Annotated in this window: 16 protein-coding genes and 2 riboswitches; of the genes, 10 read left to right on the forward strand and 6 right to left on the reverse strand. The window is 60.1% G+C overall.

The annotated features are described in order from the left end of the window. The first annotated feature begins 5 nt into the window (after positions 1 to 5). The gene (locus KP001_RS03790; RefSeq protein ID WP_217288249.1) at positions 6 to 773 is read left to right on the forward strand and encodes a methyltransferase domain-containing protein; all 768 of its coding nucleotides are present in this window, start codon (positions 6 to 8) and stop codon (positions 771 to 773) included. Between the two features lie 12 nt (positions 774 to 785). Next, the gene (locus tag KP001_RS03795; RefSeq protein WP_217288250.1) at positions 786 to 1,610 is read left to right on the forward strand and encodes a nucleoside/nucleotide kinase family protein; all 825 of its coding nucleotides are present in this window, start codon (positions 786 to 788) and stop codon (positions 1,608 to 1,610) included. A gap of 86 nt (positions 1,611 to 1,696) precedes the next feature. Here KP001_RS03795 and KP001_RS03800 read toward each other — a convergent pair whose 3' ends face one another. The 4 genes from KP001_RS03800 to KP001_RS03815 form a co-directional block, all read right to left on the reverse strand. Then, entirely contained in the window at positions 1,697 to 2,446 is a 750-nt protein-coding gene (locus KP001_RS03800) for an SDR family NAD(P)-dependent oxidoreductase (RefSeq protein ID WP_217288251.1), read from the reverse strand. Positions 2,447 to 2,509: 63 nt separating this feature from the next. After that, positions 2,510 to 3,910: a pectate lyase family protein gene (locus KP001_RS03805; RefSeq protein WP_217288252.1), complete on the reverse strand. Its 1,401-nt coding sequence runs from the start codon at positions 3,908 to 3,910 to the stop codon at positions 2,510 to 2,512. A gap of 19 nt (positions 3,911 to 3,929) precedes the next feature. Then, on the reverse strand, positions 3,930 to 6,803 hold the full coding sequence (locus KP001_RS03810; RefSeq protein ID WP_217288253.1) for an Ig-like domain-containing protein: 2,874 nt from the start codon (positions 6,801 to 6,803) through the stop codon (positions 3,930 to 3,932). 331 nt (positions 6,804 to 7,134) lie between these two features. Next, the gene (locus KP001_RS03815) at positions 7,135 to 7,767 is read right to left on the reverse strand and encodes a fibronectin type III domain-containing protein (protein WP_217288254.1); all 633 of its coding nucleotides are present in this window, start codon (positions 7,765 to 7,767) and stop codon (positions 7,135 to 7,137) included. Between the two features lie 547 nt (positions 7,768 to 8,314). Beyond that, positions 8,315 to 8,391, forward strand: a riboswitch (cyclic di-GMP riboswitch). A gap of 74 nt (positions 8,392 to 8,465) precedes the next feature. On the opposite strand from KP001_RS03815, the gene KP001_RS03820 reads away from it, so the two are divergent. The 3 genes from KP001_RS03820 to KP001_RS03830 all read left to right on the forward strand — a co-directional run bounded on the left by KP001_RS03820 (position 8,466) and on the right by KP001_RS03830 (position 11,550). Further along, entirely contained in the window at positions 8,466 to 9,602 is a 1,137-nt protein-coding gene (locus KP001_RS03820; RefSeq protein WP_217288255.1) for an Ig-like domain-containing protein, read from the forward strand. A 144-nt stretch (positions 9,603 to 9,746) separates the two neighbouring features. Further along, positions 9,747 to 9,823: riboswitch (cyclic di-GMP riboswitch) on the forward strand. A gap of 118 nt (positions 9,824 to 9,941) precedes the next feature. Continuing rightward, the gene (locus tag KP001_RS03825; RefSeq protein WP_217288256.1) at positions 9,942 to 11,066 is read left to right on the forward strand and encodes an Ig-like domain-containing protein; all 1,125 of its coding nucleotides are present in this window, start codon (positions 9,942 to 9,944) and stop codon (positions 11,064 to 11,066) included. Between the two features lie 61 nt (positions 11,067 to 11,127). After that, positions 11,128 to 11,550, forward strand: a complete 423-nt coding sequence (locus tag KP001_RS03830) for a hypothetical protein (protein WP_217288257.1) — start codon at positions 11,128 to 11,130, stop codon at positions 11,548 to 11,550. A gap of 264 nt (positions 11,551 to 11,814) precedes the next feature. Here the strand turns inward: KP001_RS03830 and KP001_RS03835 are convergent, their stop codons facing one another. Beyond that, positions 11,815 to 12,540: a Crp/Fnr family transcriptional regulator gene (locus KP001_RS03835; protein WP_217288258.1), complete on the reverse strand. Its 726-nt coding sequence runs from the start codon at positions 12,538 to 12,540 to the stop codon at positions 11,815 to 11,817. A gap of 213 nt (positions 12,541 to 12,753) precedes the next feature. Here KP001_RS03835 and xrtA point away from each other — a divergent pair, with 213 nt between their 5' ends. The 5 genes from xrtA to KP001_RS03860 all read left to right on the forward strand — a co-directional run bounded on the left by xrtA (position 12,754) and on the right by KP001_RS03860 (position 18,037). Beyond that, on the forward strand, positions 12,754 to 13,599 hold the full coding sequence (gene xrtA, locus KP001_RS03840) for an exosortase A (RefSeq protein ID WP_217288259.1): 846 nt from the start codon (positions 12,754 to 12,756) through the stop codon (positions 13,597 to 13,599). Further along, the gene (locus KP001_RS03845; protein WP_217288260.1) at positions 13,596 to 14,228 is read left to right on the forward strand and encodes an exosortase C-terminal domain/associated protein EpsI; all 633 of its coding nucleotides are present in this window, start codon (positions 13,596 to 13,598) and stop codon (positions 14,226 to 14,228) included. Before xrtA ends, KP001_RS03845 begins: the two co-directional genes overlap by 4 nt. A 119-nt stretch (positions 14,229 to 14,347) precedes the next feature. Next, positions 14,348 to 16,420, forward strand: a complete 2,073-nt coding sequence (gene prsK / locus KP001_RS03850) for an XrtA/PEP-CTERM system histidine kinase PrsK (RefSeq protein WP_217288261.1) — start codon at positions 14,348 to 14,350, stop codon at positions 16,418 to 16,420. A gap of 11 nt (positions 16,421 to 16,431) precedes the next feature. Then, a complete protein-coding gene (gene prsR, locus KP001_RS03855; RefSeq protein ID WP_217288262.1) occupies positions 16,432 to 17,790 on the forward strand; it encodes a PEP-CTERM-box response regulator transcription factor in 1,359 nt (452 codons plus the stop codon). An 88-nt stretch (positions 17,791 to 17,878) separates the two neighbouring features. Further along, positions 17,879 to 18,037 (forward strand): hypothetical protein, encoded by a 159-nt coding sequence (locus KP001_RS03860; protein ID WP_217288263.1) that lies wholly within the window; start codon positions 17,879 to 17,881, stop codon positions 18,035 to 18,037. Positions 18,038 to 18,264: 227 nt separating this feature from the next. Here the strand turns inward: KP001_RS03860 and KP001_RS03865 are convergent, their stop codons facing one another. Continuing rightward, a complete protein-coding gene (locus tag KP001_RS03865; RefSeq protein ID WP_275423348.1) occupies positions 18,265 to 20,799 on the reverse strand; it encodes a methyl-accepting chemotaxis protein in 2,535 nt (844 codons plus the stop codon). Between the last annotated feature and the right edge of the window lie 243 nt (positions 20,800 to 21,042).

Here is a 21,042-nt window from a genome sequence, read left to right on the forward strand (position 1 = left end):
AGATCATGACGATGGTGAACGGGTACGAGGCGCCTGCAGCAGAGAGGGTCGGCGAATTCCTGCGGCTTGGGCGCGAGAGAGGATACTGGCGCAACGGGTACGACTTTCCGCGCTTGTGCCGGCAGGTCTTCGGCGGCATCTCGCTGAAGGGCAAGAGGGTCCTCGAGATCGGCAGCGGCAGCGGCGTGTTGTCCATGTGGGCGGGCCTGTGCGGGGCGTCGGAGGTGGTCGCCCTCGAACCTCTCGAAGAGGGGAGCGGCTCCTTCAAAAGGGGCCGGATCTACGACGATTTCGCGTCCATGACCCGGGCTCTGGGGCTGGAGACGACCAGGATCCTGCCGAAGGCGGTCCAGCACTTCCGGGGGGAGGGGACATTCGACCTCGTGCTCTCCAACGCCTCCATCAACCACCTGGACGAGCCTAACTGCGTCACCCTCAAATCCAGTGTGCAGTCGCGGGAGGTCTACCTCGATGTGCTGAGGGGGATCGCGCAGGACATGAACCGCGGGGGGAAGCTCATCATCATGGACGTCTCCAGCGAGAATATGTTCAACGACCTCGGCCTCACCAACCCCTTCATGAAGACCATCGAGTGGCACAAACACCACACCCCGCAACTGTGGGGGGAGATCTGTTCGCAGGCGGGCTTCTCGGAGCCGTTGATCACCTGGCCCTCCGGCCGGTACCTCAGGTACCTGAGGATTTACAGCCGCCCCTCCTGGTGTTCCTACCTCACCGACAGCCTTTTCCGGCTGGAGATGACCCGGTCATAATAGGTGGCGTTCATGCGTTGTGTCGAATTCATAGGCCCTCCCGGCGTAGGGAAGACCACGCTGGTAAACGAGGTGGCTGCGGTTCTCGCGAGGAGCGCGTCGAGCACCGTCTTCACCCCGGAGGAGGCGGCCTTTCACGTGGCCAAACACCACGGCGAGCCGTCGGTGGCCAGGGTTTTGCGGGTGCTGCCGCAGTGGCTGGGACGGCGCGTTTTCAGGCTTCTTGAAGGAAGGACGTTGTGGCAGCAGGACGCGATTTTCCGGTTCGTTGTGCAAAAACACAAACTGATCCACGAACTCTTCGAGGCACCTGCCATGAAAAGCCGTGCGGAGGCGGACCGCTTGGTCGTCCTTTCGGGGCTTTTGAGATCGGGCGGGCTGCTCGCCTCCCTTGAGCGGGGGGGGGGGGACGATGCCTGGGTCCTGTTCGACGAGGGGATGCTTCAAAAGTCGATGATGCTGGTGGGCGGGGATTCCGCCGGCACGGAAGAGGCGCTGAGAAGCTACCTTTCCCAGGTCGAGATGCCTGACCTCGTCGTGCTGCTCGACGCGGCAGCGGATACCTGTGTGGCAAGGATGATGGGGCGTTCCAAAGGGCTTACCGCGAGGTTGAAGCTGAAGTCCGATGAGGAGAGGTCGGCGTTTCTGCAGAACTCCGCCCTGCATTGGCGCAGGGTCGCGAGGTACCTGGCGGAGGAGACCACGGTCCCGGTGCTGTCAGTCGACGCGGGCCAGGAGAAGTCCCTCCTGGTCTGCCGCCTCGTCGACGAATTGACCGGGGTCATCAGCGGAGCGCCGGGGCAGGGGACGGCGCTTCCCCTCCCCGGCACCCGGTAACCACCGATGAGGTAAGCGGCAGCGGGGCGTAGCGCAGCGAAGCCCCCACTGTCCGCTTGACCGTTTTGTTAGGCGTTTCAGTTTTGTCACTTTGCCTGGAATCCGCCATCAACATTGAGAACATGGCCCGTAACGAATGATGCCTCATCAGATAAGAGCCACACAATGCCGTTGACGATCTCATGTGGCAGGCCCATGCGGGCCATCGGATGCATAGCGGCAATACTGGGTTCGTCATATACCCCTTGGGTGATCGCTTTGACGATGATGTCAGTCTTGGCCGCTCCTGGCGCAACGGCGTTAATGCGTATTCCTTGCGTGGCGTAATCGAGTGCGCCTGCCTTTGTTAGCCCAACAACCGCATGCTTGGTTGCACAATAAGCGCCCGTGTAGGGAATACCATTGAGACCAGCAATGGACGCGAGATTAACAATGGAGCCTCCACCATTCTTCAGCATTTGTTGAATCTGGTATTTCATTCCAAAGTAAACGCCAAGCACATTGGTTTGAATCATTTCTTGGAACCGAGCTGTTTCAGATTCTGCAATCTTTGCACCCTCAGTCGAGATACCTGCATTATTTACTGCCAAATCAAGGCGACCATATTTTTCAACGGCCCTGTTGACGAGCGCTTTAACGCTGGCTTCGTCGTTGACATCGGCGTAAGTAAACATTGCCTCGCCACCTTTGGCGCGAATGTCCGCAACGAGATTTTCACCCGGTTCCTTGCGGCGACCGCTGATGACGACTTTCACACCTCTGGCGGCCAGAACCTCTGCGGTTCCTTTGCCAAAACCCGACGTAGCACCTGTAATAACTGCAACTTTACCTTTCATTATTGCGCACTCCTTTTTCTTGGCTTGCGAAATATGTTGATCGATTCGTTAATTTACGCCTAACTACGGGTTGGCCCTTCTGAGGTTGGGAGGAGAGGCCGGTTTGGGTTCGGCGAGTCCGTTTATGTACTCCTCGATGTTGGTGTAGCCGTCGCCGTTTTGATCCAGCGCCGAGTCATCCACCCTGGGGTTCAGTCCTTTGGCGATTTCGTAGCTGTCCGGCATGCCGTCGTTGTCCGTGTCTGTGAGGGGAGGTGTCTGGGCGTAGGTAGGCCAGTCAGCCGGGTAGGCGACGGTGTCCTTCATAAGGGAGATCCCCGCGTCGAAGGACTTCGCTATCGCGGTGTCGACCGAGTCCCTCAACGGCACGGTAGCGCCGGCCGCGGCGACGATCCTCGATGCCAGGGCCGGGGTCATCTTGTCGTATGGGAGGGGGGCGGAGATGTCCCACCGCGAGCCCTGCTGGTAGGTCGAGGGGAGCGGCGTCGTGGTGTAGGCCTGCGACACCATCCATTCCGGATCGGTGTCACTCCGCGCGGTGCCCAGGTTGCCGCTCACGTACAGAAGCGGTTTCGCCGGCGTCACTATGGTTTCCCCCTGCATGAAGAAGTTCTGCCTGTTGGAGTACGGTCCTTCCTTAGCGTAGTTGGCGATCCAGTTCACATGCGCGTCGCCCCCAACCGACGGCCTGAGCCCCCCCTTCCAGTTGTAGCTGACGTTGTTGGTCCCGTCGACGAGGAAGCTGGTGTTGTCGGTAGGCGGGTTGTACATAAGCGGCGAGCGGTCGGTGTTGTGGGCGATGAAGTTCCGGTAGAGGGAGACTTCGGTGGGGAACTTGTACTTGCCGCTAACCATGAGCCCCTTGCTGTGATCGGAGGTGGCCAACTTCGCGTACCTGAGCCCCTGCGCGATCAGATTGTACTGCAGGGTCGTCTTGGTCACCCCTCCGGTTATCGAGAAGGTCTCGTCGGTACCCCACGTGAATGAGCAGTGGTCGACGATGACGTTGTAGACCGGAAGTCCGCCGTTCCAGTACTGCCCCCAGAGGCTGAAGCTGTCCCCGTCCGAGTCGTCGCCGGTGTAGAGGTAGCCGCCGGAGCGGAACCTCATGTGGCGGATCACAACGTCATGGGTGGCGACGTTGAACTGTTTTCCGGAAACGGAGATCCCCCCCGGCGACGTCTGCCCCGCGATGGTCACGTACGGCTCCTTGACGTAGAGCAACGTCGTGAGGCTTATGTTGCCAGACACGTCGAAGACGATGATGCGGGGGCCGGGGGTGGAGAGGGCTTCACGGAGGCTGCCTGGACCGCTGTCGTTGAGGTTCTTCACCTTTATGACCTTGCCCCCCCTGCCGCCGACGCTGTTCGCGCCGACACCGACCGCACCAGGAAATGCGGGTAATCCGAAAGCAGATGAGCCAAGGCCCACCGTTATCGCCACCACCAGGAGTAGAGTTCTCATATTTCGCCTCTCAAAAGCACTATTTGTTTTTGACGTTGACGGCGATCTGGCTGGACTGGGTGTTGCCAGCAGCGTCGTACGCCGTAGCCGTAAGGGAGTAACTTCCATTGGGCACCGTCTTGGTGTTCCAGTTGAACCTGTAAGGGGCCGACGTGCTGGTAGCGATCAGCACCCCGCTTCTGTAGAAATTCACCTTGGTCACGCCGACGTTGTCTGATGCGTTGGCGCTCACCGTCACCGTTCCAGATACCGTGGCGTTGTTGGAAGGTGAGGTGATGGCGACTGCGGGAGCTTGGAGATCGTTTTGGACGGTGACCGAAACGTTCTGAGAGCTTCCCACATTGCCGGCCGCATCGTAGGCCTTTGCCGTCAGGGTGTGACTGCCGTTGGTTGAGGTTTTCGTATCCCACGTGTAGCTGTAGGGGGACGCCGACAGGGTGGAGAGAAGGGTGCCGTCGCGGTAAAACTCCACCTTCGACACACCGACGTTGTCGCTTGCGTTCGCGCTGATCACCACGCTTCCGGTCACGGTACTCCCGGAACCGGGCGAGGTGAGCGAAACGGCCGGCGCTATCAGATCGCTGGAAGTGTTGGCGACGGTCACCGTGACGCTTTGCGACTGTCCGACGTTTCCTGCCGCGTCATAGGCCTTCGTGCTGAGTGTCCAGTTGCCGTCGACGACCGTCGTGGTGTCCCAGGAGTAGGTGAAAGGAGCACTTTTAATGGTCGCGATGAGGGTGGTGTTGCGGTAGTACTCCACCTTGCTGACCCCGACGTCATCGGTGGCGTTGACGGTTACCGCGACCTTGCCGCTGACGATGGCGTTGGGGGCGGGGGAGGTGATGGAAACGGTCGGCGCTATCAGATCGCTGGAAGTGTTGGCGACGGTCACCGTGACGCTTTGCGACTGCCCGACGTTTCCTGCCGCGTCATAGGCCTTCGTGCTGAGTGTCCAGTTGCCGTCGACGACCGTCGTGGTGTCCCAGGAGTAGGTGAAAGGAGCACTTTTAATGGTCGCGATGAGGGTGGTGTTGCGGTAGTACTCCACCTTGGTGACCCCGACGTCATCGGTGGCGTTGACGGTTACCGCGACCTTGCCGCTGACGATGGCATTGGGGGCGGGGGAGGTGATGGAAACGGTCGGCGCTATCAGATCGCTGGAAGTGTTGGCGACGGTCACCGTGACGCTTTGCGACTGCCCGACGTTGCCTGCCGCGTCGTACGCCCTGGAGGTGAGAGTGTGGCTGCCGTTGGCCGCCTGGGTGGTGTCCCAGGTGTAGCCGTAGGGAGCCGCCGCACTTGTCGCGGCCAGCACGCCGTCGCGGTAGAACTCGACCTTGCTCACCCCTATGTTGTCGGTGGCGTCTGCCGCAACGGTCACCGTTCCGGTTACCGTCGCATTGCTGGCGGGGGAGGTGATGTTCACTACCGGGGCCACCAGGTCGTTCATCACGTTCACGGTGACCACCTGTGATTGCCCGGCGTTGCCCACGGCGTCAAAGGCCTTGGCCGTCAGGGAATACACCCCGTTGGTCATGGTCCTCGTGTCCCAGGTGTAGCTGTAGGGGGCGACGTTGGTGGCGCCCAGGAGCGTGTTGTTCAGGTAGAACTCCACCCGGCTGACTCCTACATTGTCGGTTGCATTGGCGGAGACGGTGACCGCGCCGCTCACCGTCATATTGTTGGCCGGGGATGCCAGAGAAACCGTCGGCGCCAGGACATCATTGGCAACGGTGACGGATATCGCCTGCGACAGCGCACTGTTCCCCGCGGCATCGAAGGCCTTGGTCTGCAGCGTGTAACTCCCTGGCGCGAGGGACGCTGTGTCCCAGGAATAAACGTACGGGGCCGCGGCCGCGGACCCCTTCAGGACCCCGTTCACGTAGAACTCGACACTGGCCACGGCGATGTTGTCAGTGGCGTCCGCAGTAATCGTTACCGCGCCGGCGACTGTGGCGGAGGGGGCCGGGTAGGTGATGGCGGTGGCGGGTGGGACCGATTCCACGACGGTTACGATATTCGAGTAGTCGCTTTCTATGCCGTCAACGTCATAGGCGGTCACGGCGAAGCTGTAACTGTGGGAGGGGTCCAGGTTGTCTATGGTGGCAGCGGTGAGGCTCTGTACGTCGACCGGAGCGGGGCCCTGGAACGGGGTGGTCTGGGAATCGGGCTGATAGTAGACTTTATACCCTACCACCGTGGCATCGGAGGAGGGATCCCACGCCAGCGATACGCTGGACGCGGAGGCGGAAGCGGTCATCGCGCCCATGGAGAGTATGGCGGCCAGGACCGAGTTGATGCACATCTTCTGCAGCCGCACCACGTGGTTGATCTGGCTGCGTCGGGCGAATCCTTCCGCTACGATGACTTCACCGAGCTTTTGGCCGGTGCGGCTTTGCTTGGCAAGGGCCAGGTCGAGTTGTTGCCGGGTGATGAAGCCGCTCGAAACGAGCAGTTCCCCCAATCGCAGCGGGGTGCTGGCTGGGCTTTCCTGGTTGTGCTGCAACTCCAGAAGCCCCTTTAGCTGAATCTCGGTGAGCATGCCGAGGCGGATGAAGACCTCGCCCAGCCTTTCACCCGTCCTCTGGTGTTCCGCAATGGCGTGATCCAGCTGTGCAGCGGTGATCTTGCCGGACAGGACCAGCAGGGAGCCCAGCAGCTGCCTTTGCCCCGCAGCCAGCTTTACCGCATCCTCCATGCTGCTTAAGTGCCCCTGGATCATCAAAGGCACGTCCACGTCACTGGGGCGCAGAACCCCCATGCGGACCAGAACCGCCCCCAGCAGCTCATGGGTCTGCTTTTGCTGCTCGAGGGCGCGGTCAAGCGTGCGTTTGGAGAGGAACTTGCCGTCAACCAATATCTGCCCGAGGGCGCGTCTGAAAAAGCTTCGCATGACAGGCTCCTTATTACCCTTCACATGTTCTCCTCTCAGCGGAAAAGGAAGGCTTGTCTGTTTAAGGACAACTCTCTAGCAATTTTCGGAGGGTCTCTATGACGGAGTCATGGTGAAGTTTTAGCAAGGCTGGATACCCGCCATGTCCAGACAAGTTTTTACCTTTTTTCTCTATTTGTCAAGGTGTTAGGAAATTCTTACTCTGTTTGGGATGGCCTTCCTCGAAAAACAGGCGAACCAGGTAGTGATAGCTTCCGGTTCTGCTTTCCGGGAGTCTTTGGGGAGGGTAGGATGTGGGGCAGCCCGGTTTGGAGGCTGCCCCTGCAGGGCTTTAGAGGGACATGATGGTGACCGGGACGGACCACTCACCGGCACCGAAACTGAAGATACCACGAATCCGGACCCAGTAATTCTGGCCGCTGACCAGGTCGCTGATAATGATTTTGCTGCAGCTCTTTGAGATACAGTAGGCGGCCCAATTGGCTTCCAGGTTGGGATCGCTATTGCTTACCTGCACCTCGTAGCTTCCAGCACCCGGGAGTGCTTTTGCTTTCACCCAGATGGTGCACCTGCGCTCGCCGTGCCTCAACTGGACTTCCGGTGTGAGGGGGCGACCGGCTTTTGTCGACCGGCGCTCTTTCTGGAAATCGAATCCGCTGCTTTGCAAGGCCTGGACATTCCCCGCGGCGATGAGTTGTACATAGTTCGCGATGTTCCTCAATACGCGCTTTGTTTCGCTCTTCACCTGGTTCCGGTACTTGACCTTAAGGGAATCGTGGTATTTGGCCTCGTCGTGCGCCTGTTGCAGTTTTTCCAGACAACCAGACAGTTCCGCGAGGGAACACCCAACCCATGGCTCGGGAAAGTTAGGATTTCCGGTCAACGATACTAATACTCGGCGCACCAGCTCGATGAACGCAACTATTGCCGATGGAAAAGTGATGATGACTTTGTCGATGGACATGCGAGCCTCCTTGTCTGGAAGTTTAATATTTTCTAATCATACCCCGATATTTTGCCTAGTCAAGGCTGTCGTTTCCTCACCGTTCAAAATAAGCGGAAGGGCCGATCGGGTCTTGTTTTGCGTTGATCGGGTTTGGTTTTCTCTTGATCGGGTTTGGTTTTCTCTTGATCGGGTTTGGTTTTCCGTTGATCGAGTTTGGTTTTCTCTTGATCGACTCTGGTTTTCTTTTGATCGAGTTTGGTTTTTTGGCAGCTAAGCCCTCAAATTTATACTGTTTTTTTGTGGAGGGGTGAGATCGACCCTGAAAAAGAGAAAAACAAGGCTGATTTTCAGCATCATTTGGGGCTAAAAGGGTGCATCCGGTTTCACCTGCCGCAGTTTTGGGCGGCGTTCGGTTATTCCGATTACGCGAATGAGGCGAAGAAGAAACGGAAGCGCCACGATGAAGGGCAATTTCTGCCTGACCGGCCGTTGAACCGTAGAAATGTGATTTGAATCACAGCAGATGAACGCCGGTTGGGTTAGAAGGGAGTTAAAATTTTGCGGTAAACGACAATACTAAACCTTCCGCGAGGATGGGACGGAAAGCCTATAGGGTCTCCCTGAGACAGCCGGGTCGCCGAAATACCTGCACTACAGGTCGGTGCCCGGTTTTTTTGCGTCCTGAATCCTGGTCCGACCTCCTGTGGAGGTCACAGTTGAAAGTAAAGCATGTAGTGCTCCTCGCGCTGTTTGCGCTCATTGTTCCCAGCGCGGCCTTTTCATCCACTGTGACCCTGCAATGGGATCCTTCCTCCGACCCCGATCTTGCGGGTTACCGGGTATATTACCAGGCCAATTCTTCAGCCATCCCTTTCGTTGGCAGTGGCGCAGCGGAAGGTAACGCCCCCGTCGATGTTTCCGCCAGTACCACCGCTTCCATTAGCGGCCTCGATCCCGGCACCTCGTACTACTTCGCGGTGACCGCCTACAACACCAGCGGTGCGGAGAGCGTCTACTCCAATCTCGTGCAGGTAAAGGAGATGGTTCCGCCGGTGGTCGGCATCACCTCACCGGCAACGAACGCGACCATCAGCGGGCCGGTAGCCGTCGGGATCAGCGCCGTCGACAATGTCGGGGTGACCAGCGTGGAGTTGTACGTGAACGGGAACCTGCTGGGGAGCAGCAACACCGCTCCCTACGTCTTCAACTGGACTACCTCCTCGCTCGCCCCCGGGCAATACACCCTCACCGCGAAGGCTTACGACGCGGCAGGCAACGTTGGCACCTCGGAAGAGGTCGTCTTCGTTGCCGGAGACGCGATGGTTCCAACCATCGCCTTTTCCGCACCTGCAAACAACAAGCAGGTAAGTGGCATCGTCGACGTGACGGCCAGCGCCTCCGATAACGTCGGAGTCACCGGTTTAGCCCTTTACGACAACTCGACCCTGATTTACGCGGCCAACGCAGGCACACTCAGCTACAAATGGAACACCGCGACCGCCGGCAACGGGAGCCACACCTTGGTCGCCATAGCCTCCGATGCCGCCGGAAACGCAGGTTCGGCCAGCGTGTCTGTCACCGTGGCCAACGACCTCACCCCTCCGGCCGTCAACATCGTTTCCCCTTCCTCACCACAGATCACCAATGCGAACCTCAAGGTCGCGGCTTCGGCCAAGGACAACGTGGCTGTGGTACGGATGGAGGTCTATCTGGACGGAGCGCTGCTTTTGGGAACCAATTCGGGGTCCATCAGCGCGGCGGCGAAGCTCGGTGTCGGGACACATACCGTCACCGTCAACGCTTTCGACGCCGCCGGAAACAAGGGGACCAAGGCCGTGTCCGTAACACGCTAGCTGTTGGTCCTCGTCGAGAGGGTAATCGCGGGGGGAGCCGGGGCGGCGCTTTATTGGTAAAAACAAGTTGCTTTTCATTTATAAATCAAATAATATGCGCTCCCGATGACCAGGCCGTCCCGGTCATCCAACCTAATAATAGGTACACGACAATACTAAACCATCCGCGAGGGTGGGACGGAAAGCCTACAGGGTCTCTCTGAGACAGCCGGGTCGCCGAAATGCCAAGTACTGGTGCTGCGGTCCCGGCTTTTCTTTTTTCCTTCCCCTGACAAGAAAAGCCCAAGGCCCCACGCCGATCCTTGGGAGCCAACGATGGAAGTATCCGCAAGAGCTGGATTGTTTTCTGTACTGCCGCTGTTTTTGTTCTTGCTGCTGTCCCTGCCTCATCCCTGTCTCGCCACCAGCGTGTCCCTGGCCTGGGATCCCAGCCCGGACACCGACATCGCCGGATACCGGGTCTACTACCAGGCCAACAGCAGCGGACTTCCGTTCCAGGGGACCGGAGCCGCCGAGGGAAATGCCCCTGTTGATGGCGGCACACTCACCGTGGCGAGCATCAGCGGGCTGGATCCGGCCAACTCTTACTATTTCGCCGTGACCGCATACAACTCCGCCGGTACCGAAAGCGTCTATTCGAACATCGTGCAGGTCCCCGAAACCCTCCCCCCCCTGGTCAGCGTAACCTCCCCCGCGGAAAATACCCCGGTGGCCACAAATCTCGTCATCTGCGCAGCCGCCGCCGACAACGTCGGCATCGCCAAGGTACAGTTCCTGGTGAACGGCGCCCAGGTGCACGAGACTTCCGCCGCACCTTATACCTACACCTGGAACGCGGCGGCGCTGCCGGCGGGGAGCTACGCCATCTCGGCCAGGGCCGTCGACCTCTCCGGAAACGAGGCGGTATCCAAAGCCGTCAACGTTTCAGTGGTGGGGGACGCCATATCACCCACAGTTTCGCTGGCGGTGCCTCCTTCGGATGCCAAAGTGGGGGGCACCATCAGCGTCTCAGCAAGCGCCAGCGACAACCTCGGCGTGAGCAGGCTCGAGCTCTCCATCGACGGGACGTTGTTATTGAGCAGCAACCAGAACCCCGTGAGCTACGTCTGGAATACGGCGAGCTTCGCCAATGGCACCCATGTCATCAGCGTCAGGGCGTACGATGCAGCCGGAAACAGCGGAGTGGCATCCGCGACCGTCCTCGTGGACAACGGCACCGGTCAGACCGACTCGACACCCCCCCCGGCCTCGACCTCCACCTCGACTTCAACTGCAACCTCGCCCCTCACGCTCGCGGACGCGCAATTCGCCCTTCAGATCGCGTCGGGGCAGCAGGGTCCGACGCTCGACCAGATGCAGCGCCTGGACGTGGCGCCCTACGTGAATGGCCAACCCCAGCCCAACGGCAAAGTCGATACCGGCGACGTCGTGGTCATCCTCGCCAAGCTGACCGGTAAGCTGTGAAACGAGCAGGCGAGCTCCCGGTCCAGATGGCAGACGGAGCTTAGGAGGCGCTATGGAGATCTTGAAACAAGCAGTGCTGGGTGGGATGATGTTCCTGGTAACCGCCTGCGGAGGCGGGGGAGGGGCTGATGTCGCGGTAACGGTCCCGGTGCACGCCACCATGACTACTGTCGTAAGCGGAGCCACCGCCGTCGGCACCGTGTCGGTGTCTGGGCTAGCGACCGCCGCCCCTTACGGTTTGAATTTCGTGGTGACGATGCCCGCCGGTGCAACCCTGTTCACTGTCGGAACCTCCGGGGCGTACGCGCGCAACGGTCTTGCCAGCATCGCAGGCACCAACAGTCTCATCCTCGCCAGCAGCAATTTGGCTTCCGGTGAGATCCTGACCGTCACCTTCGCCAATGTTCCGCCGGGCGCCCAGCCGGGCGACTTCGCCGTAACTCTTTCGGCCGTCTACGATGGCCAGGGTAACCCCATTCAATAGGGAAGGCGTTGCACGAAAAGGGACGCCTGGCGCGGGGCCCTCACCCCGCCCCTCTCCCGGAGGGCGAGGGAGGAGTCGCAGGGATCCTGGTAAGGGGCGAGGGCGGCTCAGGAAAGGAGAGGGGGATGGGAGGGCGCGTGGAAAGGCAGGCGTTGTTCAGAAGCGGAGTCGGCGTGCGTGCAGTAGCAGGATGGAGAACGCAGACGCAAAACGCATACGTAGAACAGTTCCCGTGTTTCGTAGGACGTAGAACGGTTCCCCGTTTTACGGCCTCTTGCCGTTGCTTCGTGTATTGAAGAAGGTCTTGTTGAGCAGGATCGCCTTGCTGTCCAGGACGCTGATCACGTCCGACTTCTCCAGGCTGCGCAGCACGCGGCTCATGGTTTCGCGGGTCACTGACGCGTAACTGGCCATCTGCTGGTGGGTCATCTTCACGTCGATGATGACGCCGCGGTCGTCACGGACCCCGTACAGTTCTCCCAGCCGGTCCAGCAGGGAAAGAACCCGGTCCTGGGCGTTCTCCGCGTTGAAGCTGAGGATCTTGATCATCTCCCACGATTCGCGCAGGCGGCTGCACAGCAGCTCGATGACCTTCTTGCGGATCTCGTCGTTGTGCATCAGGTGCTGCTCGAAATCGCTCTTGTGCAAAAGCCCGATCACCGAGTCCTCGTGGGCTATGATGGTGGCCGGGGAGGTCTTGTTGTCCAAAAGGGACATCTCGCCGAAGAAGTCGTTCTTCTTGTGGATCGTGATGATCTGCTCTTTCCCCTCGTCGTTCATCTTCACGACCCGTACCTTCCCCGAATAGATCAGGTACATGTAGCTGGAGGTGTCCTCCTCGTACAGGACTATCTGCTCCTTTTCGTAGTTCTTCTTTCTGAACAGTTTCTCAACCTGATCGACCTCATCTGGGGTCAGGGATGAGAAGAAAGGGATGCTGCTGATGACGTTGGATTCGTGCTTGTGTCTCAGCGATGTCGGACAAGTCATCACAGTGCCTCCGGCTTCATTTTACCTCAGCCATTCGATTGTTTAACATAAACAATTAGCACTTGTCAATTTATGCCTGAGGCTGTATAGGTATAGCAGTCATTTTCTAATGGGGTGCCCTGAGGAACGGGACGTAGCCACTTCCCCAGCGGCAGACTTTGATCCTGAAAGACATCCGGTTATGTGGTTCTGCCTTACTGAGAGGACACCGCTGTGACTGTTGCCGAGTCGATAAGGACGTACAGGTGGCAATTCGTGTTGGTGCTCCTGTTGCTTACCGGAGTCTACTACGCAGTCGTTGCCGACATGGTGTCCCAATGGTATGAAGACCCTAACTATTCCCACGGCTTTATAGTTCCTCTAGTCGCCGGATACTTCGTGTACCAGCGGCGGCATGACGTGGCTGGCCTGCCCCTGGATCCCTGGTGGCCCGGCCTGTTCATCATCCTGCTCGGTCTCGCCCAGCTTTCGATTGGGTGGCTCGGCATCGAGTTTTTCACCATGAGAAGCTCCCTCATTGTGACGCTGGGGGGGATGACCCTGTATTTCTTTGGCAGGCAGTTCTTCGCCTTCATGTTCCTCCCCTTGTGCTATCTCTGCTTCATGGTTCCAATCCCTTACATCGTCTACGACATGATTGCCTTCCCTTTGAAGCTTTTTGTGACCCGCATTTCCATTGCCGCCCTGAAGTTGATGGGGGTCGTGGTTATGCATGAAGGTAACGTAATACTGCTTCCCATGACCACGCTCGAGGTGGCGGATGCCTGCAGCGGAATCAGGTCTCTCATCTCCCTTCTCGCCGTTGCCGTGGCCTTTGCTTCGTGCCTGAAACTGAGTTGGCGGAAAAAGGTCTTGCTCGCCTCCCTGGCCATCCCTGTCGCGATTCTGGCCAACGCCTTGCGGGTCATAGGCACGGGAGCGCTGGCCCAGTACTGGGGGGCACGAGCTGCCGAAGGGTTCTTTCACGAGTTTGCCGGGATGGCGGTCTTCGTCGTAGCTGTTCTGGTTCTGGTGGCTATGGGGTCTTGGCTCGCAAGAGGCACGCAGGGGGCGCGATGATCAACTGGTATCGCTTTGTCATGCTGTATGTGCTTTTGCTTGGCGTCGGGCTGTATTTGCAGTTTCACCGCGATGTCACCGTGCCGGTGAACAGGCCGCTCGAACAGTTCCCGGCCCAGGTGAACGGGTGGCGTATGGTCGGCTCTACCCAATTTTCCGCTGACGTGCAGAACGTGCTTAAGGCAACGGACCTCCTTGTGAGGCAGTATGTCAACGAAAAAGGGGAAAAGGTCGAGCTTTATATCGGCTATCACGGTGGCGGTAAAGGGAGCGGTGAGATTCATTCCCCCAAACACTGCCTCCCTGGAAGCGGCTGGCACGAGGAGTTCACCTCAAAGGACACCATCCCTGCCGGGAGCGGCTCCTTGAACGTGGTGCGGTCCGTTTATCGGAAGGGCGATAGTAGCGCGCTTTTTCTTTACTGGTACCAGGTCCGCGGCAAGAGCATTTCCGACGAGTTCTCGCTGAAAGGGCAACAGATTGCGAATTCATTTCTCTCTCGACGTCGAGATGCTTCTTTCATCAGGATATCACTGCCATCGGAAGGCGATCAGGCAAAAGCCACTGCCACGGCCAAGAGGTTCGCGCAGGATCTGCTCCCGACCATAAGGGCTTTTCTTCCGGGCTGAGTCGGCCGCGATATTTTGCGCCCTGGAGAAGCCAGGACCGGGGGGGCGCGCACGCGGCGTAGCTGGTTATAGGGGCCATTGGCGAGCTTCGGCAGGTATCCTGGGCCCTAGAGGTGACGATGTCGCTTACGCTGATTTCAGTCTTTTTGCTGCTGGCCTCCGTGCTGCGCATCGTGCTGCTGGAGAGACGAAGCGGTGCGTACAGCTACCTGGCAGTGCCGTTTTTCGCCATCGCTGTCCTGGAACTCTTCGATTTCTTCGCACTGGGGAATTCCCGGGCTGAAATCGACTGGAAGCGCTGCGCCCTGTTCGTCGAGGCGCTTTTACCGTCCTGCTGGATTTTGCTGAGCCTGACCTACGCGCGGGAGCTCCCGGAGCGGGGACTTTCGTTGAAGAGCCGGTTACTGGTCGGGATCAGCGCGCTTCTGGTACTGGTTCCCCTGTTGCTGCCGGCGGCTTCCTTCTACTACGCTCCTGACTTCCCGGCCGAGGCGGTGCTGTTTCTGGCCGACGCCGGCTACTACTTCTACGTGGCGATCCTGTTGCTGCTGGTGGTGGCGCTAATCAACTTCGAGTCCACGCTGGTGAACGCCTCCTCGGAAGCCCTGTGGCGGGTGAAGCTCGATATCGTCGCGCTCTGCTCCATGCTCGCCGTGCTCGCGTTCTACTACTCGAGCGCCCTGCTGTACCGCTCGCTCAACATGGAGCTTGCGCCGCTGCGCTCCCTGCTCTTCATCATCGCCTCGCTGATGTTGCTCTATGCCCGTTCCCACTGGCGCGGCAGCGCCCGTGTCAAGGTCTCGCAGGCGGTCCTGCTGAAATCCGTGGTCATAGTGGTGATCTCCGCCTACCTGGTCATGCTGGGCGCGCTCGGCGAGGCGATGAAGTACTTCGGGCCGCTGTTCCCGCGGGTGCTCACCCTGTCACTGGGGTTCATAGCCGGCATCCTGCTGCTGCTTCTGCTCCTCTCCGACCGGGCCAAGCGGGAACTGAAGGTGCTGCTACACAAGCACTTCTACCAGAGTAAATACGATTACCGGGCGCAGTGGCTTGGGTTGACCGAGAGGCTGTCGACCTTCGAAGGGGGGGATGACCTGGTCCACAGGGTGCTCCTCGCCTACTGCGAGATCTTCGGAGTGCACGGAGCGGCGCTGTATCAGCACCAGCAAGGGTGCGGCTGGTACTGCGTCGCCTCTGCCCTCGAACTGGAGCCGCTTCGGGAGACCATCAACGACGACAACCCGATCCTGACCTCCCTGCGGGAGAGGCAGTGGGTCTTTTGCAGCGGTGACCCCAACCATGAGCTCACCCCGCACGAATGGCTCTTCCTCGAACGCTACGGGATCTCCTTCGTGGTTCCCCTCTTCGAGGGGGAGGCGCTCTCCGGATTCATCGTGCTGGGGGCCCAGGTGGTGCCCGACGAGCAGTACCGCTACGAAGACTTCGATCTGATGAAGACCATCGCGCGTCAGGTGTCGGTTGCCATGCAGCATCAGCGCCTCTCCGAGCAGCTGACCCAGTCCAAGGCGATGGAGGCGGTGGGGAGCCTGGCGACCTTCGTGGTGCACGACCTGAAGAACCTTGCGGCCACCATCTCGCTGGTGCTCGAGAACGCCCGGGAGCACATCGATAACCCGGAGTTTCAGCAGGACATGCTGAGCAGCCTCGGCAACACCACGAAGAAGATGCACCACCTGATCGGCCGGCTGCGCAACCTGGGCGAGAGCGAACTCCTGCAGAGGCGCCCGGTCGATCTGCTGGCGCTCACCGGGGATTGCGCGGCGATGGTGCAGGGAAGGACCATTTCGGTGCAGGGTGACCAGCAGGTAGTGCTGGGGGACAGGGAGGAGCTGCAAAAGGTGCTTTTGAACCTCTTGCTGAACGCGGTGGAGGCTTCACCCCCCGGGGCATCCATAACCGTGGAAGTCGGCTGCAACGGCACCCCGTTCGTCAAGGTGGCGGACCGCGGCTGCGGCATGTCCCCGCGCTTTATCAGGAACGATCTGTTCGTGCCGTTTCGCACCTCAAAGCCGACCGGGCTCGGCATCGGACTGTACCAGTCGCGCCAGATCGTCACGGCCCACGGCGGCAGTATCGAAGTCTCCAGCGTGGAAGGGGAGGGGACCGTGTTCACCGTCCACCTCCCGGTCGCGGCGGAGGAACCGGCGGCCGGCGCCATCGAGGCCGCATGAAGGAGGAGCAGGTGAGAAAGCTTCTGATTGTCGATGACAATGAGGATATCAGGCAACAACTGAAGTGGGGGCTGAACCAGGAGTACCAGGTGCTTCTGGCGGCCGATGCCCGCGAAGCCCTTTCCCTTTTCAGGAGCGAGCGCCCTGCGGTCGTGGTGCTCGACCTGGGGCTCCCCCCGTACCCGGACAGCTCGGTCGAGGGATTCCGCTGCCTGGACGAGATGCTGGGGGTGAACCCGGTGACCAAGGTCATCATGCTGACCGGCAACAACGAAAGGGAAAACGCGCTCAAGGCGATGCGCATGGGCGCCTTCGACTTTTACGCGAAGCCCCCCGTGTTGTCCGAACTGAAGGTGATGATCGGGCGCGCCTTCCACATCGCCAACATCGAGGAGCAAAACAGCGTGATCTCCCCCTGCGGGGAGGCGGAAGAGCAGTGGGGTATGGTTGGGAAGTGCGCCGAGATGCAGGCTGTCTTCACCACCATCCGCAAGGTCGCCGCCTCCAACGCCCCCATCCTGATCCTCGGCGAGAGCGGTACCGGCAAGGAGCTTGTGGCGGCCGCCATTCACGAGGCGAGCCAGCGCCGCACGGGGCCGATGGTGGCGATCAACTGCGGCGCCATCCCGGAGAATCTCCTGGAGAGCGAGCTCTTCGGGCACGAGAAGGGAGCCTTCACCGGCGCTCACACCGCCGTGCGCGGGAAGCTGCAGTACGCCCACAAGGGGACCCTTTTCCTCGACGAGATTGGTGAACTCCCGGTGAACCTGCAGGTGAAGCTGCTGCGTTTTCTCCAGGAAGGGACCATCCAGCGGGTCGGCGGGCGGGAGGAGATCCCCATCGACGCGCGCACCACCTGCGCCACCAACATCGACATCCCGAAGGCGATCGAGGAGGGACGGTTCCGCGAGGACCTCTACTACCGGATAGGCGTGGTCACCGTCAAGCTCCCCCCCCTTAGGTCGCGCGGCGACGACGTCCTCCTGCTGGCGGAAACCTTCCTGAGGCTCTTTTGCAAGGAGAGCAAGAAGAAGGTGCGGCTGTCGCCCGCTGCCATTGCCTTCCTGAAACGGCACGACTGGCCCGGGAACGTGCGCGAATTGAGAAACCGCATCCAGCGCGCCGTCATCATGTGCGACGGTTCCAGCATCGGCCCGCTCGATCTTGGTTGCGACTTCGAGCCTCCGCCGATGCCGTCCCACAACAATGACAACCTCTCGCTCAGGGAAGCGCGCGAACGGATGGAGCGGGAGATGATACTGAACGCCATAGAACGGCAATCGGGCAACATCCTGAAGGCCGCCGAGGAACTGGGCGTCAGCCGCCCCACGCTCTACGACCTGATGAAGAAGCTTTCCATACACCAGTAGCCCCGTTCAAGGTTCTATGACCTGAGTGAGTGAAACGCGAAAAGGGCCGGCATGTTATCTGCCGGCCCTTTTCGCGTGGTGAGAAGGTATGAACTACAGGCCCGGGGGGGGCGGGGGCGGGGTCCAGGCCGCGGGCCTTGGGAGCGCGGCGCCAAAGGGATTTTCCTCGCAGGCCGGGCAGGTGATGGTGCCGCTTCCAAAACAGACGCTGCAATCCGATTCCCAGATGTCCAGCACCGGGACATAGTACCGGTTACCCGTACCGCCGCACTCCGGGCAGGTCACGATCTTTTTGTCTCTACAGTCCTTACAGATTGCCATGGTACAACTCCTTCCGTGCTGCGGCACGTTGTGACTTATTGAGTAGGAGTTGTGCAGTATAGAACAGGATTGATTCCTGTCAATTAAAAATAATAAATATTTATGCACCGGGGGGACGCGTCCGTACCTGCGTCCCCGCCGGTTTCACGGATTTCAGAAGCGCTCGAAGTCATTGTGGTCCAGCCTCAGTGCCACACCCTTGTCTATTGCCGCCTGTGTGGAACGTGATGTGGTGGTTCCCTTGGCGGCCGTGCCGGCATACGTCATGGGTGCCGCGTCGCGGCGCCCTTGCCGCTTCCCCCCCTCCGACGCCCGACCCGCGGGGACACCGCTGTCCCGGACCTGGAAGAAGGAGACCGTGTTCTGCAACTGGGCCGCCTGGGAGGACAACTCCTCGGCGGTGGACGCCATCTCCTCGGCCACCGTCGCGTTCTTCTGGATCACCTGGTCCAGCACCTGTATGGCCTGGTTGATCTGCTGGGCGCCGCCGTCCTGCTCTTTGCTCGCGGCGCTGATCTCCTGGACCAGTTCCGCCGTTCTCTGGATGTTGGGCAGTATTTCGCCAAGGAGTGCTTCCGCCTTTTCGGCGATCTCGACACTGGAGGTGGAGAGGGTGGAAATCTCACCTGCCGCCTTCTGGCTCCGCTCGGCGAGCTTGCGCACCTCGGCCGCGACCACGGCAAACCCCTTGCCGTGTTCCCCGGCACGCGCCGCCTCTATGGCGGCGTTGAGCGCGAGCATGTTGGTCTGCCGCGCGATCTCCTCGACGATGGAGATCTTTCCGGCGATCTCCTTCATGGCCGCGAGCGTCCCGGCGACGGCCTTCCCCCCTTCCTGCGCGTCGGCCGCCGACTTCACCGCGATCTTTTCGGTCTGCATCGCGTTGTCCGCCGTCTGCCTGATGTTGGCGCTCATCTCCTCCATGGAGCTGGACGCCTGCTCGGCCGAGGCCGCCTGCTCGGTGGCGCCCTGTGAGGTGTTCTCCGCGTTCTCTGCCAGTTCCTTGCTCCCAAGCGTCACGTTGTCCGCCGCCTGCTTCACGTCGAGGACCACGTCCGAGAGCTTTCGCACCATGGCGGCAAGGTCCTTCAGCAATTCGTCCTTCTCGGAGCGGGGCGTGACCTCCACGCTCAGGTTGCCGTCGGCGATTTCCTTGGTGATGCCGATGACGCCGTCCATGGCGAGTTTCACGCTCTTCAAGCTGTCGTTGATGCGCATGAAGTCGGAGTGGGTATCCCTGGTATGCTGGTCCGGCTGCGCGATCGCGAAGTCGAGGTCAAGGTCCCCCTGCGAAAGGAGGTGGAGGTTCACGGCCATCCTTTCGATCTCCGTCTTGGTATAGTCGCGGTTCCTGATGATCGCCGTCAGGTCCTGGACCACCTCGACGTAGCCGATCTTCTCCCCCTTGCGGTTCATGAGGTACGTCGTGTCCTGCTTGCACCCGGAGCCGCACCAGTCGAAGTAGCTCTCCGGCACCCCTCTGTGCAGTTGCTTTATCCCGCACCCCTCGGTGTTGCAGATGTTGGCGGCGGCGTTGCTGCAGGGAAGCCCCAACGCCGTCACCCGGTCCCTGATGCGTCCTTCCTTGACCAGGAGCGCCTCGAAGGGCTTGTTGAGGAAGGTCCAGTTCATGTCGTTGTCGGTGACGTGGATCGGGAAGGGGACCGCGTCTATGATCGCCTCGTACCAGTCGTTCTTCTGCACCACCACGTCCAGGGTCCGGTTGACCCCGTCCACGATGGCCCGGTACTCACCCTGGTGCTTCGAGGCGTCGGAGCGGGTCTGGAAGTTGCCGGCGAGGGCCGCGTTCACGAGCGTTTCGGTGTCGACGATCATGGCGCCGACGGCGTCTTTCACCCTGGAGAGGCTGTCGTTGATCTTGACGAAGTTGTCACGCGCCACTTCGGTGTGCTGGTCTGCATCCGCGACCTTCAGGTCGAGGTCCAGGTTGCCCAGCGCGAGCTTGGTGAGGTTCCCCGCCATCCGCTCCACCTCGGCCTGGGTGTAGTCGCGGTTCCTGATGATCGCGGTCAGGTCGGTCACCGTCTCCACGTAGCCGATACGCTCGCCGTTGCGGTTTACAAGGTAGGCCGTGTCCTGCTTGCATTCCGAGCCGCACCAGGTGAAGAAGCTTTCGTTCACCCCCTTGTGGAGCTGCTTGATGCCGCATCCCTCGTTGTTGCAGATGTTGGCGGCCGCGTTGCTGCAGGCATGTCCCACCGCGGAATCGCGGTCCTTGATGCGTCCCTCCCTGATCAGCAGCGTCTCGAACGGCTTGTTCATGAAGGTCCAGTTCATGTCGTTGTCGGTGACGTGCACCGGGAACGGGACCGCGTCGATGATGGCGCGGAACCAGTCGTTTTTCTCCACCAGCCGGTCTCGTTCCTGTTCGAAATCCCGGGTCACGGTCTCGACCGTCTGCGTGTTTTTCTCCATGAGCCGGTCGCGCTCCCCTTCGAACTCCCTGGTCATCGCCGCGGCTGTCCGTGTGTTCTCCTCTACGAGTCGTTCCCGTTCCGCTTCGACCGCGCGCGCCATGTAGCCGCCGAGGACGAGCGTGAGGACAAACGCCACGGCGCAGGCGCCCGATGCGCCAGACGTGGAACCTCGCACCGCGGCGAGAGAACCCGCAACACCGAGTACCGCGGCGGCGATGAATGCAACCATTACCTTTACCTTGAGAGTCATTGTCTCCATACCCCTTTTATGCGTGCTGCTTGTTTAGTGATGGCGTCGCCCCGACGCGTGAATTCTGTGTGTCACCGGCACCGGTAAAGGGTCCGTTTAAAAGCCGTGGCGGCATCCTCTCGGGAGTGTGCCTTACACGGGTGATGTTCCGAGGGGATTTCATGCTGCTTTCGGCGGGGCGGCTGATTAATAAAGCGAAAAAAGATTAGGGCGATTGAATATGAGGGGGCGAAGAAGGAGTAG

Source organism: Geomonas subterranea (assembly GCF_019063845.1).
Lineage (GTDB): Bacteria > Desulfobacterota > Desulfuromonadia > Geobacterales > Geobacteraceae > Geomonas > Geomonas subterranea.